General features: G+C 69.0%; 12 protein-coding genes. 8 read left to right on the top strand and 4 right to left on the bottom strand.

The annotated features are described in order from the left end of the window. Positions 1–14 precede the first annotated feature (14 nt). The 3 genes from OV427_RS08435 to OV427_RS08425 are packed head-to-tail and all read left to right on the top strand — an operon-like array spanning position 15 to position 3,556. A complete protein-coding gene (locus OV427_RS08435) occupies positions 15–1,193 on the top strand; it encodes an acetyl-CoA C-acyltransferase (RefSeq protein WP_267855597.1) in 1,179 nt (392 codons plus the stop codon). Positions 1,194–1,195: 2 nt separating this feature from the next. After that, positions 1,196–2,401 (top strand): acyl-CoA dehydrogenase family protein, encoded by a 1,206-nt coding sequence (locus OV427_RS08430; RefSeq protein WP_267855596.1) that lies wholly within the window; start codon positions 1,196–1,198, stop codon positions 2,399–2,401. 12 nt (positions 2,402–2,413) lie between these two features. Next, positions 2,414–3,556 carry an acyl-CoA dehydrogenase family protein gene (locus tag OV427_RS08425; protein WP_267855595.1) on the top strand — a complete coding sequence of 381 codons (1,143 nt, stop codon included), beginning with the start codon at positions 2,414–2,416 and terminating at the stop codon, positions 3,554–3,556. Positions 3,557–3,616: 60 nt separating this feature from the next. Here OV427_RS08425 and OV427_RS08420 read toward each other — a convergent pair whose 3' ends face one another. Beyond that, positions 3,617–4,114 carry a hypothetical protein gene (locus OV427_RS08420; protein WP_267855594.1) on the bottom strand — a complete coding sequence of 166 codons (498 nt, stop codon included), beginning with the start codon at positions 4,112–4,114 and terminating at the stop codon, positions 3,617–3,619. A gap of 166 nt (positions 4,115–4,280) precedes the next feature. Continuing rightward, entirely contained in the window at positions 4,281–4,961 is a 681-nt protein-coding gene (locus tag OV427_RS08415) for a winged helix-turn-helix transcriptional regulator (protein ID WP_267855593.1), read from the bottom strand. A gap of 109 nt (positions 4,962–5,070) precedes the next feature. On the opposite strand from OV427_RS08415, the gene OV427_RS08410 reads away from it, so the two are divergent. Next, positions 5,071–5,589 (top strand): GNAT family N-acetyltransferase, encoded by a 519-nt coding sequence (locus tag OV427_RS08410; RefSeq protein ID WP_267855592.1) that lies wholly within the window; start codon positions 5,071–5,073, stop codon positions 5,587–5,589. Positions 5,590–5,600: 11 nt separating this feature from the next. Here OV427_RS08410 and OV427_RS08405 read toward each other — a convergent pair whose 3' ends face one another. Continuing rightward, positions 5,601–7,292 carry a long-chain fatty acid--CoA ligase gene (locus tag OV427_RS08405; RefSeq protein ID WP_267855591.1) on the bottom strand — a complete coding sequence of 564 codons (1,692 nt, stop codon included), beginning with the start codon at positions 7,290–7,292 and terminating at the stop codon, positions 5,601–5,603. A 694-nt stretch (positions 7,293–7,986) separates the two neighbouring features. On the opposite strand from OV427_RS08405, the gene OV427_RS08400 reads away from it, so the two are divergent. The 4 genes from OV427_RS08400 to OV427_RS08380 all read left to right on the top strand — a co-directional run bounded on the left by OV427_RS08400 (position 7,987) and on the right by OV427_RS08380 (position 11,203). Further along, positions 7,987–9,354 carry a hypothetical protein gene (locus OV427_RS08400; RefSeq protein WP_267855590.1) on the top strand — a complete coding sequence of 456 codons (1,368 nt, stop codon included), beginning with the start codon at positions 7,987–7,989 and terminating at the stop codon, positions 9,352–9,354. 38 nt (positions 9,355–9,392) lie between these two features. After that, positions 9,393–9,515 (top strand): hypothetical protein, encoded by a 123-nt coding sequence (locus OV427_RS08395; protein WP_267855589.1) that lies wholly within the window; start codon positions 9,393–9,395, stop codon positions 9,513–9,515. Positions 9,516–9,601: 86 nt separating this feature from the next. Beyond that, entirely contained in the window at positions 9,602–9,859 is a 258-nt protein-coding gene (locus OV427_RS08390; RefSeq protein ID WP_267855588.1) for a hypothetical protein, read from the top strand. Positions 9,860–10,288: 429 nt separating this feature from the next. Continuing rightward, positions 10,289–11,203: a peptidoglycan-binding domain-containing protein gene (locus tag OV427_RS08380; RefSeq protein ID WP_267855587.1), complete on the top strand. Its 915-nt coding sequence runs from the start codon at positions 10,289–10,291 to the stop codon at positions 11,201–11,203. Between the two features lie 113 nt (positions 11,204–11,316). Here OV427_RS08380 and OV427_RS08375 read toward each other — a convergent pair whose 3' ends face one another. Beyond that, positions 11,317–12,063, bottom strand: a complete 747-nt coding sequence (locus OV427_RS08375; RefSeq protein ID WP_267855586.1) for a hypothetical protein — start codon at positions 12,061–12,063, stop codon at positions 11,317–11,319. Between the last annotated feature and the right edge of the window lie 28 nt (positions 12,064–12,091).

Genomic DNA, 12,091 nt, shown 5'->3' with positions numbered 1-12,091 from the left:
CGCGGGAGACACTCATGAACGACGTCGCAATCGTATCGACCGCACGCACGGCGCTGGCGAAGTCCTGGCGCGGCGGCTTCAACATGACCCACGGCGCCACGCTGTCGGGCCACGTCATCCAGCACGCCGTGCAGCGCGCGGGCGTGGACCCGGCCGAGGTGGAGGACGTCATCTTCGGCTGCGCCCTGCCCGAGGGCTCCACCGGCAATGACGTGGCGCGCATGGCCGCCATCCGCGCTGGTCTGCCGGTGAGCGTCGCCGGCGTCACCGTCAACCGCTTCTGCTCCTCGGGCCTGCAGGCCATCGCCATGGCCGCCCAGCACATCCTCGTGGATGGGGCGGGGGTGATGGTGGCCGGCGGCGTGGAGTCCATCTCCACCGTGCAGGCGAACGTCAACACCCAGTACCTCCAGGAGGAGTGGCTGGCCCGGAACAAGCCCGAGCTCTACTGGACCATGCTGCAGACCGCGGAGACGGTTGCGTCCCGCTATGGGATTTCGAAGGAGGCCCAGGACGCGTACGGCGTGCGCAGCCAGCAGCGCGCCGCTGCGGCGCAGGCGGCGGGGAGGTTCAACGACGAAATCGTCCCCCTCACCACCCTGATGGGCACCGCCGACAAGAGCACGGGCGCGCTGGGCACCCGCGAGGTGACGGTGGCCGCCGACGAGGGCATCCGCCCGGACACGACGCTCGAAGGAGTGAAGGGCATCCGCTCGGCCGTGCCCGGCGGCGTGGTGACGGCGGGCAACGCGAGCCAGTTCTCCGACGGCGCCTCCGCCTGCGTGCTGATGGACGCGAAGCAGGCCGCTCAGCGCAACCTGAAGCCGCTGGGCTACTTCCGTGGCTTCGCGGTGGCCGGGTGCGAGCCGGACGAGATGGGCATCGGCCCCGTGTTCGCCGTGCCGAAGCTGCTGAAGCGGGCCGGGCTGAAGGTGGACGACATCGGCCTGTGGGAGTTGAACGAGGCGTTCGCGGTGCAGGTGCTCTACTGCCGGGACCGGCTGGGCATCCCCGACGAGCGGCTCAACGTGGATGGCGGCGCCATCGCCGTGGGGCACCCCTACGGCATGTCGGGCGCGCGCCTGGTGGGGCACGCGCTCATCGAGGGTAGACGCCGAGGCGTGAAGCACGTGGTCGTCACCATGTGCGTTGGCACCGGCATGGGCGCGGCCGGTCTCTTCGAGGTGACCTGAACATGGACCTGAACGACACTCCCGAGCAGTCAGCCTTCCGGCGCGAGGTGCGCGCCTTTCTCGCGGCCCAGCTCCCCCCGGCGCTGAGCCACAAGGTCCAACACCGGCTCCGGCTCGGCAAGGAGGACACGGTCCTCTGGCAGCGAATCCTCCACCAGCGCGGGTGGGGCGCGCCCGGGTGGCCGAAGGCCTTCGGCGGCACGGGCTGGAGCACCATCGAGCAGCACATCTTCGAGGAGGAGGCCACGGACGCGGGCGCGCCCCGGCAGCTCGACTTCGGACTGCGGATGGTGGCGCCGGTCATCATGGCCTTCGGCAACAAGACGCAGCAGGAGCGCTTCCTGCCCCGGATTCTCAGTGGCGAGGACTGGTGGTGCCAGGGCTACTCGGAGCCGGGCTCGGGCTCGGACCTGGCCTCGCTGCGCACGCGCGCCGAGCGCAAGGGGCAGCACTACGTCGTCAACGGCCAGAAGGCCTGGACGACGCTCGGGCAGCACGCGGACTGGATTTTCTGCCTCGTGCGCACCAGCACCGAAGGGCGGCCCCAGGAGGGCATCTCCTTCCTGCTCATCGACATGAGGAGCAAGGGCATCACCGTGCGTCCCACCATCATGCTGGACGGTGAGCACGAGGTGAACGAGACGTACTTCGACGACGTCGAGGTGCCCGTGGAGAACCTCGTGGGCGAGGAGAACCGTGGCTGGACGTACGCCAAGTTCCTCCTCGGCCACGAGCGCACGGGGCTGGCCAACGTGGGCCAGTGGAAGCGGCTGCTCAAGCGGCTGGAGGCGGTGGCCCGCCGCGAGACGGCCTCCAGCGGCCGCCCGCTCATCGAGGACGCGCGCTTCCGCGACAAGCTGGCCCAGGCGAAGGTGGAGTTGCTCGCGCTGGAGGTGACGCTCCTGCGCGTGCTGTCGGCGGAGGCGAAGGACGCGAAGAAGGGGCTGGGGCCCGTCGCCTCGGTGCTCAAGATCAAGGGCACGGAAATCGGCCAGGCCATCTTCGAGCTCACCATGCAGGCCTGCGGGCATGACGCCCTGGCGTACCTGCCCGAGGCGCTGGAGCCGGGGTACTCCGGCCCGCGTGTCGGAGGCGAGCACGCGGCGGCCGCGGCGGGTGACTACTTCAACATGCGCAAGCTGAGCATCTTCGGCGGCTCCAACGAGATTCAGCGCAACATCATCTCCCAGATGCTCCTGGGCCTGTGAGGCGAGGCGGACATGGACTTCAGCTACACCGAGGAACAGCAGGCCCTCCAGGACTCGCTCCGCCGCTTCCTGGCGAAGGAGTACGACTTCGAGAAGCGGCGCCAGATTTCCCGCTCGGCCGCGGGCTACAGCAAGGAGCACTGGAGGACGCTCGCCGAGATGGGCGTGCTCGGGCTCGGCGTCCCCGAGGCCCACGGCGGGATGAATGGCAGCCCCGTGGACACGATGCTCGTCATGGAGAGCTTCGGTCGCGCGCTGGTGCTGGAGCCGTACCTGCCCACCGTGGTGCTGTGCGGCGGGCTGGTGCGCGACGCGGGCACGGAGGCGCAGCAGGCGGCGTTGCTGCCCGCCATCGCCATGGGCGAACTGCTGATGGCCTTCGCCCACTACGAGCAGGGGAGTCGGTACGCGCTGGAGCACGTCGCCACCGGGGCGAAGCGGGAGGGTGACGGGTACGTCCTGAACGGGACCAAGTCCCTGGTGCTCTCCGGGGCGCAGGCCGGCAAGCTCGTCGTCTCGGCGCGCACGGCGGGGGGCTCGCGCGACAGGTCGGGAGTCTCGCTCTTCCTCATGGACCGCGAGGCCCCGGGCGTGAGCGTCCATGGCTACGTGACGCAGGACGGAGGACGCGCGGCGGAGGTGAAGCTGTCGGACGTGCGCGTGGGGGCGGAGGCGCTGCTCGGGCAGGAAGGCGGCGCGCTGCCGGTCATCGAGCGCGCGGTGGACCTGGCGATTGCCGCGCTGTGCGCCGAGGCGGTGGGGGCCATGGACGCGCTGCTCGAAACCACGCGCGAGTACCTGAAGACGCGCAAGCAGTTCGGCGTGCCCATTGGCCGGTTCCAGGTGCTCCAGCACCGGATGGCGGACATGCTGATTGCCACCGAGCAGGCCCGGTCCATGGCCATGGTCGCGGCGGTGAAGGTGCAGTCCGAGGACGCGGCCGAGCGGCGGCGGATGGTGTCCGCGGCCAAGGCGCTCGTGGGGCAGTCCGCGCGCTACGTGGGGCAACAGGCCGTGCAGCTCCACGGCGGCATGGGTGTCACGGACGAGCTGGCCGCGGCCCACCTGTTCAAGCGACTGACGGTCATCAACGCCACCTTCGGTGACGCGGACCATCACCTCGCGCAGGTGAGCGACTCGCTGCTGGTGGCGTGAGTCAGGTGCGAGCCGTGCTCCGACACAGCGGATGTCGGAGCACGGCGGGCCCGCCTGGGCCTACTGGCAGCTGTCGTTCGTGGTGGGGTAGGCCGTGTTGAGAATCCACTTACCCTTGTCGTTCTTGGCGTAGCGGAAGGCGACCTTCGTGGGGGTGAAGTTGAAGCCCTTCGTGCACTTGCCCTTGTCGTCCACCTCCTGGCAGACGTAGCCGCTGTTCACCCCCATGCTGACGAGGGTCGCGGGGACGCAGTCCATCACGCCCTTGTCACCGCCACCGCATCCCTTCGGGGTGGGGCCCTTGGGCCCGGAGTAGGCCGACCACTGCTGGAAGGCGCTGGTGAAGTTGGCGCCGCTCTGGAACTGGGACTTGTCGGCCTCCGTCTTGTTGCCCTTGACGTGGATGGACACATGTCCTCCCGCGTCGGTGTTGGCCTGGACGCTGGCGGCGCTCGACTCGACGGTGCTGGTGACACGGCAATCCGCCGCATACGCCGAGGCCGTACAGAACAGGGCGGCCACGGTGATGGCCAGGCAGCTTGCGTTCTTCGTCTTCATGAAAACCCTCTCGTGTTGGTGTCGAGAGGAGATGAGCAAGCCGCGTACCAGCACGGCGAAGTCGGGGACTCGCGGGGTTGGCACCCGGAGCGCTCCGCGTCGCCGTCCTCATGGGACGCAGCCGCGTTCAGGGAGGACACGGCTGGAGCGGGCAGCCGCCCGCGAGTCATCCCGAGGCAGCGGGGGTGACAGCCGCGAACGCGTAGCGCTCGAACCACTTCGGGAAGGCGCGCACCCACTCCCTCCGACCGTGGACGACCATCCCCGCCGAGCGCGCGTCGGCGAGCGAGAGGTCGCCGCGCCACCAGGCCGTGAGGGTGCGGAGCGGAGCGCGCACGACCAATTCCTCGGGGAAGCCGGGATTGACGGAGCACAGCGACACCTCGCTCCGGCGGAGGAGCAGGTAGCGCACGGCCGCGCGTCCCCGGGCGTCGGTCAGCTCGAGCCGCGTCAGGACGGGGGCGGTAGGAAGGGCTCCGGCATCCACCCGGCGACGCATGTCCCAGACGAGTGCGTCCACATCGAGCTCCTCCGGAGGGAGCTCGCGGGGGAGCCAGCGCTGCCCCCAGGTGCCGAGCTCGCGCACGACGCCCGCGAGTTCCTCCCCTGAGCGGCTGAGCACGTACGAAGGCCCCTCGTCGCCGTCATCGCGCGCGACGACGCCCGCGTCGACCAGCTCGCGCAGCCGCGCGGAGAGCATCGTGCGGGAGATGCGCGGAATGCCGCGGCGCAGGTCGCCGAAGCGCCGGCTCCCGCAGAGCAGCTCGCGGACGATGAGCAGGGTCCATCGCTCTCCGAGCAGGTCCAACGCGCGGGCGATGGAGCAGAACTGACCGTAGGTCTTCATCGACCAAGGGTACCGTGAAGCCGCCGGGCTCCCGGTCCGGATTTCGTACCGCTCACGAGTAGCGGCCTCCCTATTGTCCAGGGCAGCTCCAACAGCCGAGGGCCGCGCGATGCAGAGCCACATCACCATCCGGGAAGCGAGAAGCGACGAGTTCGAAGGGCTGGGGAAGCTGATGGTCTCCGTCTACTCGCGCCTGGAGGGATTCCCGGGGCCGGACGAACAGCCGAAGTACTACGACATGCTGGCCCACATCGGGCGGATGGCGGAGCGCCCCGCCACCCGACTCCTCGTGGCCGTCATCGGCGATGCGCTCGCAGGTGGAGTGGTCTACTTCTCGGACATGGCGCAGTACGGCTCGGGAGGAAGTGCCACGCGGGAGAAGGACGCGGCCGGGTTCAGGTTGCTGGCGGTGGACCCCGGGACGCGTGGGATGGGCGTGGGCAGGGCCCTGGTCGAGGACTGCATCGCCCGGGCAAAGGCAGACGGGGTGCGGCAGGTCATCATCCACACCACGCGCGCGATGACGGTGGCCTGGACGATGTACGAGCAGATGGGCTTCGAGCGCGCTCCCGACCTGGACTTCAGACAGGAGGCGCTCGAGGTGTTCGGGCTTCGCCTGCGGCTGTAGCGGAGCGGTGCCTACGGCTTCGCCAACTCATGGTCCTGCAAGACCTTCCACAGCACCTTGCCGGTGGCCGTCTTCGGCAGCGTGTCCACGAACTCCACCACCCTGGGGACCTTGTAGGCGGCCATCTTCTCCTGCGCCCACTGGATGATGTCCCCACCCGTCGCCGTCACGCCGGACCGCTTCACGATGACCGCTTTGACTGTCTCACCGCGGTACGCATCCTTCGCCGCGATGATGCAGCACTCCTGCACGGCGGGGTGCTGGTACATCATGGATTCCACCTCGGCGGGCCAGACCTTGAAGCCGCTGGCGTTGATCATCCGCTTCAGGCGGTCGGTGAAGAAGAAGAACCCCTCTTCATCCATGTAGCCCAGGTCGCCGGAGCGGAAGAACCGCTTGCCGTCGAGCTCGGCGAAGGCCTCCTCGGTCTTCTGTGGGTCGTTCCAGTAGCCCTTGAACACCTGCGGGCCGTGAATCCATATCTCCCCGACCTCGCCCCGCGGTACCTCCTTGAAGGTAATGGGGTCCACGACGCGTGAGTCGACGTTCAGGTAGGGGACGCCCAGGCATTGCTGCTTCATGCGATGGCGCGGGTTGATGTGCGAGGCGGCCATCGTTTCGGACAGGCCATAGCCTTCCAGGTATTGCTGGCCGGTGAGGTCGAGCAGCTTCTGCGCGATGGCCGCCGGCATGGCCGCGCCGCCACCGGACACGAGCCGGATGCCGGAGAGGTCGTATTCACCCAGGCGCGGGTTGGACAGGAAGTCGATCATCATGGTCGGAATCAGCGTCCACGACGTCACCTTGTACCGCGTGATGAGCTGGCCGGCCGTGTCGCGGTCCCAGCGCGGCAGCATGACCACGGCGCCGCCGGAGTAAATCATGGCGTTCATCACCGACTGCATGCCCGTCACGTGGAAGACCGGCAGCACGGCCAGCGCGACGTTGTCGGGCACCACCGGTCCGCACCAGGTCGGCGTGGCCATCGCGTTGAAGACCACCGTGCGGTGCGTGTGCACGCAGCCCTTGGGCCGTCCGGTGGTGCCGGACGTGTAGGGCATGCACGCGAGGTCATCCGGGCCGGCCAGGTGCTCGCGAGGCGCGTGCTTTGCGGCCAGCGCTTCCTTCCAGGGCACCACGCCCGGCGTCGCGGGCACGGAGTAGGGGGCGCGCACGAAGTCGGGCACGTTCAGCTCGGTCGGTGCGAGCAGGGCGTCGGAGTAGGCCGCCACCACCGCCTTCGTGAGGCACGTCCTTCCAAGCAGCGGCGCGACGCGGGGGAAGATTTCCTGCGAGGCGATGACGACCTTTGCGCCGCTGTCGGTGACGTAGTGCTGAAGCTCCTCGGTCAGGAGCATGGGATTGACGGGGACGACCATCGCGTCGGCACGGAGGATGGCGTAGAAGGCGATGAGGAACTGCGGGCTGTTCTGCATGTCCAGCAGCACGCGGTCGCCGCGCTGTACGCCGCACTCGTTCTGCAGGTAGCCGGCGAGCGCGAGCACCTCCTCGTGCACCTGCGCGTAGGTCCGCACCGTGTCGTAGAAGACGACCGCGGGCCGGTTCGGATAGCGCAGCGCGGAGACCTGTAGATTCACATACAGGCTCGTGTCGGGAATGGAGATGGCGTGCGGCAGGCCCACCGGCCAATGCGCGTGGTGGACGGTGTTCATCGTCTTCGCGTCTGGATTGGGAACCCTCATCGGACCGGCGCCCTCCTGGAGTGGGTCGTCATGGCACGAACGCGATGGCAGGGACCCATCCTATAGGAGGGGAATGACCGGCAGCGGAACAAACAGGCACCGCCGGAAAGGGCTGCGGGGTGGCGCACGGTGCTGCGCCCGCCGCCCCGCAGCCTGGACATACCTTCAGCGTGGTATGGCTCAGCCGGGAAGGGTGGGGCTTGCTTCCACTGTCCGGTGCGCGAGGCCTGTTAGCGGCCGTTCTCCAACTGCAAGCGCAGACGGCGCTCCGCCAGGTAGCCACCGAGGCAAACACCCGCCGGGCTGCTGACGCCGCCGCGGCTGACCCTGTGCGGCTCCGGCACGCGCATCGCACGAGCCCTCGTCGCGCTCCGCCCGGCTCTTCAGGGGCGGCGGCGGAGGTGGCCCGGCAGTGGCGGGCGGGTGTCTCCTCCGAGGCCCGGTTTGCTGTAACGCGCCTGTTCCACACGTTGCCAGACTTCAGCGATAGTGGAGGTGTCGCTCGCCATTACCGGTGCGCACCCCTCGTCAAACACACCCACACAATCCCATGATGAGCCCCGTTCGGCCCTGCCTCGCCGCGCTGCTTGCGGTGTCTTTCATTGCCTGCACTTCCGACCCGGTGGATGGACCCGACGCGGGAGCGCCGCCGCCCACCGACAGCGGGACGCCTGCGGACAGCGGAACCGACACGGTGGGCGAAGGCGTCCGCTTCGCGCCCATCGTCCAATTCATCGACGAGGGCGGGCATGTCACGGAGTGGCAGGCGGGGGCGGGGATTGGCGAGCCGGAGCCGGCGGCGCTTGTCCCGGGCGGGCTGCCAGACGGTGGCTTCAAGGTGTATTCCGCGCGGCATGTCGGCATTGAGGGGTACGTCATCCCTGGCGTACCGGAGGGCCCCTACTTCCTGCGTTTCAATGGCACCCACCTGTGGACGGACGCGCGCCAGGTGGAGCTGCGCAGCACCCTGGTGCAGCGGCCCAGCCTCGACTGGAGCGTCCCCGCGGGGACCGCACTCGACCTGCACGTCTCCGGGCTCGCGCCCTGGCAGCAGACCGACAGCCTCCGGCTGAGCTCGCCCAATGGTGGCACCCCCAGTGAGGACATGCGCCTGAGCATCGCCGAGGACTTCGGAGGCACGCTGCCCCAGCCCGGCGCCACGCAGCTCGACGTGCGGGTGTCCCGCTTCCTCACCCTGCTCGATGGCTCCCAGGGGGACTCGCTCTGGGTGCAGCAGCTCTCCGAGAGCGCGGGCATCGACGGGGGCCATGCATTCACGCGGGTGGTGCGCGGCTTCCACCAGCCAGGCGTTTCGCTCAAGCCAGGGCAGGCAGCCGCGCTCGACGTGGGACTCACAGAGGGCAACGAGCGCAGCGTGTCCTTCTCGGTGGATGTCGCGGCGTTCGAGACGCAACTGAGGGGAGCGCACCCGCAGGCGGGACGGCTTCGCTCGCTCAACTGGGCCATCGGGGCGCGCCCGGGTGCCGAGCCCTTCGCGCGGCTCGGCAGCACCCCCGAGCTCGCCTTCGCGTCCACGTCCATCGATGTCGCTCTCGCGCCCTATACCGTGCGCTTCCTGGACGCCTTCCCGGAGCGCTGGCGGCGCGTGGCGCATGTTTCCGCCTCCACGCAGGTGCGGCTCACCTCGGGCGACTCCGCCTACAACGGCACGCTGGTCCTGCGGCGCGCCGACACCCTCGAGGGGCTGGCCGAGGCAGGCACGCTGGCCCCCCGGCTCGGCCCGGTGCGCAACCTGCGCATCAACGGGCAGAGCGCCTCCATCGGGCTCACGGGCGTGGGGGGCACGCCCACGGTGAGCTGGGACCCGCCCGAACTCGGGACCGCGACGCGCTACTTCGTCCAGGTCATCGCGCTCGACGGAACCAGCAGGGCCTACGTCGTCACCTCGGACGCGGAGGTGCGGCTGCCTCCAGGGCTGGTGTCCACCTCACGGTTCGTGGTGAAGGTGACCGCGACGCGAGGGGCTGGCACGCGCAGCCCCCATGAAGGCGAGCTTCCGCTCGACATGGCGGAGGCCATGACGGGCATCCTGAGTCTCTGAGGGCCCGCGAGGGCGCGGGCCCGCGACGACGGCTGAGCATGGTCGGTGCCGCGGGCAGCCCCGGCCAGGGCGAGGCGCTTCCGGAAGACATGAGCAGCATGTCTCTCATCGGCGGCGGGCTCATCGCCGGGATGATTGGCCTCGCGTCGCTGCTCGCGTGAATCACCGCGGACACGAGATATGTCCGACAGGTTGGAGAGACTGGAGTAGTTTGAGCCGGTCTCACTCAACCCGTCCGAGGTGTCTCGTGAAGAATGTCTTCGTCGCGGTAGCGGTGATGTTCAGTGTGTCCCTGCTGGGCTGTGGTGGGCCCGAGGCCGAGCTCCAGTCCGAGGAGCCCACGCCGGCCACGGAGGAGGTCACGGCCAGCGCCACCCCGGCCTGCTCGGACGTCGACACCACGGCGTGTGCCACGCAGGGCGCGGTTACGTACTGCACCCTCCTCGGGGGATCAGGACGGCGCTTTGCCTGCGTCTGTGACGGCACCCAGTGGGTCTGCGTGTGAGGTGATGTCCGGGGCCTCGGGGACGCGCACCGGCCCGGTGCGGCGACACCGGGGCTCCTGCTCATGACACAGGTAACTCGGATACCTTTTCAAGGCCTCTCACGCCGAGTCGTGGGGGCAGGCAGAGGTGGTCCGCTTCGTGCGCTCGCTCAAGCGCTTCTACGCTGACTTCGGCTTCGACGAGGTGCAGGTGGCCTTCTCCAGCCGCCCAGCCCTGCGCGCCGGCAATGACGTGAGCTGGGACAAGGCCGAGGACTGGCTCCTCGCCGCGGCGCATGACGCCGGACTCCGCGGAGCGCTTCGCCGCCCGGCTGCGAGAGGCGGGCTGTCGCACCCCACCGGAATTTCAACTTTTGCGAGGATGGGACGCAACCCTCGGCCGCTGGGGGCGATAACCCTCCCACAGTCGCTCTGTTCGAGGTCTTCGAAATGCGTATCTCCTCCGCCGCGCGCACGACCCCCGCCGCCGCCAGCGCTCCTTCGCAGCCCACCCTGAAGCGCGGCGCGTCCGGCCCCTCCGTGAAGGCCCTGCAGCAGGCGCTGGCCGGCGCGGGCTTCTCCCCGGGTGCGGCGGACGGCCAGTTCGGTCCGAAGACGGAGGCGGCGGTGAAGGCGTTCCAGAAGGCCAAGGGCCTTGTCGCCGACGGCATCGTCGGGCCGAAGACCTGGGCCAAGCTGACCGCGGCTCCCTCGACGCCTGCTTCTTCGGGCGGTAGCGGCCCCACGCTCAAGCAGGGCCACAGCGGCGCACCCGTGACCGCGCTTCAGAACCGCCTCAATCAGCTCGGCTTCAACGCCGGTGCGGCGGATGGCCAGTTCGGTCCGAAGACGACCGCAGCGGTGAAGGCGTTCCAGACGGCCAAGGGCCTCGTCGCCGATGGCGTCGTCGGGCCGAAGACCTGGGACAAGCTCGGCATCAAGGTGAGCGGCACGCCCTCGACCCCCCCCAGCACCGGTGGCGTGCGCGGCAACTCCGCGCTCGCCAACAACGCCCGCTCGGTGGCGTTGAGCATGGGTGGCTACTCGAGCCAGGGCCTCTGCGCCACGGGCGTCAGCCGCGCCATCCAGAACACCTACGGCATCAAGGTGTGGGGCAACGGCAACCAGATTGACAACAACCTGCCGCGGGACAAGTTCAAGCAGGTGAACCTGTCGCTCGCCGAGGCGCTGAAGATTCCCGGCCTCATCCTCACCTGGGAGAAGACCTCCACGGCGGCGGGCAGCAAGTACGGCCACACCGCCATCACCTCGGGCGACGGCCGCAGCTCCTACAGCGACTTCGTGGAGAGAAACACCCTGGGCGCTGGCGGCCGCAGCGGCTTCAAGGTGTTCATGCCGATCTAGTGGAGTGTCCGCGAAGTCGGTCGACAGGGTCGCGGAGGATGAAGGGCTCTCCTGGATGAGGAGACGACCTCCGCGCTCTCATCAGGTGCGTAGCAGTCTACGGGCCACCTCGGTCAGTCGAACCACTTGCCCGCCGGAGCGAGCTTCACGATCGCGGCCTCGATCTCTCCATCGAGGTCGCTGCGCAGTTGATCGCTATCTGCGTCCACCGTGGAGATCGTGGTCGTCTTCGTGACCGTGGTGCGGTTGCGGCCGCCCACCCGTTGCGTGCTCACGCTCGTCGTGGTGTTGCGCACCTGGTCGCGGCGGCCTTCGCTGGTGAACGAGATCGGGAAGCCGCCGATGGGCTTTCCGTCGGCAAGGTCGAAGGCGACGACGTCGCCCTCGAAGGAGCGCCCCTTCACCTCGCGGGTGCGCAGCACGAAGACGTAGGCGAGGTTGGCGCAGGCGTCGAGGTACTCGATGGCGACGTTGGCGTGCACGTTGGCGGCGGTCTGCTGGCCGTAGGTGCCCTTGTCGAGGAGCTGGCCGCAGGCCTGAACCAACTGGGCCTGATTCACGCGCATCGTGTAGTGCGGAGGCTCGTCCTTGAAAACCGAGAGGTCGTCGAGGTCCTCGGCGTAGACCACGGTGCCGGTGCGCAGCGGCGTGGTCGTGAGGAAGGCCATGACGAGGGGCGCCGCGCCGAGCGTGAGCGAGCCCTCCTTCACCGGCGGCAGCGCCCGAGCCTGGTCCGCGATCGACGTCACCTTGGCGAGCTTCTGGGCCACGGCCATGCGTCGCTGCTCGATTGCCTTCTTGGCCTCACCGCCGCAACCCGCGGCCAGGACCGCTGCCAACAAGAGTGCTCTCTTCGTCACGATCAATCTCCTGCCTGCTGCGACGCGG

The organism is Pyxidicoccus sp. MSG2 (assembly GCF_026626705.1).
In the GTDB taxonomy this organism is placed as follows: domain Bacteria; phylum Myxococcota; class Myxococcia; order Myxococcales; family Myxococcaceae; genus Myxococcus.
Note: the sequence above shows the minus strand (reverse complement) of the source record. Positions and strands in the feature narration are given on the sequence as shown.

What these genes read in the sequence shown, in the direction of transcription:
- OV427_RS08410 (WP_267855592.1), top strand. Translation starts at nt 5,071, where the DNA reads ATGCAGAGCCACATCACCATCCGGGAAGCGAGAAGCGACGAGTTCGAA.
- OV427_RS08435 (WP_267855597.1), top strand. Translation starts at nt 15, where the DNA reads ATGAACGACGTCGCAATCGTATCGACCGCACGCACGGCGCTGGCGAAG.
- OV427_RS08415 (WP_267855593.1), bottom strand. Translation starts at nt 4,961, where the DNA reads ATGAAGACCTACGGTCAGTTCTGCTCCATCGCCCGCGCGTTGGACCTG.
- OV427_RS08425 (WP_267855595.1), top strand. Translation starts at nt 2,414, where the DNA reads ATGGACTTCAGCTACACCGAGGAACAGCAGGCCCTCCAGGACTCGCTC.
- OV427_RS08380 (WP_267855587.1), top strand. Translation starts at nt 10,289, where the DNA reads ATGCGTATCTCCTCCGCCGCGCGCACGACCCCCGCCGCCGCCAGCGCT.
- OV427_RS08430 (WP_267855596.1), top strand. Translation starts at nt 1,196, where the DNA reads ATGGACCTGAACGACACTCCCGAGCAGTCAGCCTTCCGGCGCGAGGTG.
- OV427_RS08405 (WP_267855591.1), bottom strand. Translation starts at nt 7,292, where the DNA reads ATGAGGGTTCCCAATCCAGACGCGAAGACGATGAACACCGTCCACCAC.
- OV427_RS08395 (WP_267855589.1), top strand. Translation starts at nt 9,393, where the DNA reads ATGGTCGGTGCCGCGGGCAGCCCCGGCCAGGGCGAGGCGCTTCCGGAA.
- OV427_RS08420 (WP_267855594.1), bottom strand. Translation starts at nt 4,114, where the DNA reads ATGAAGACGAAGAACGCAAGCTGCCTGGCCATCACCGTGGCCGCCCTG.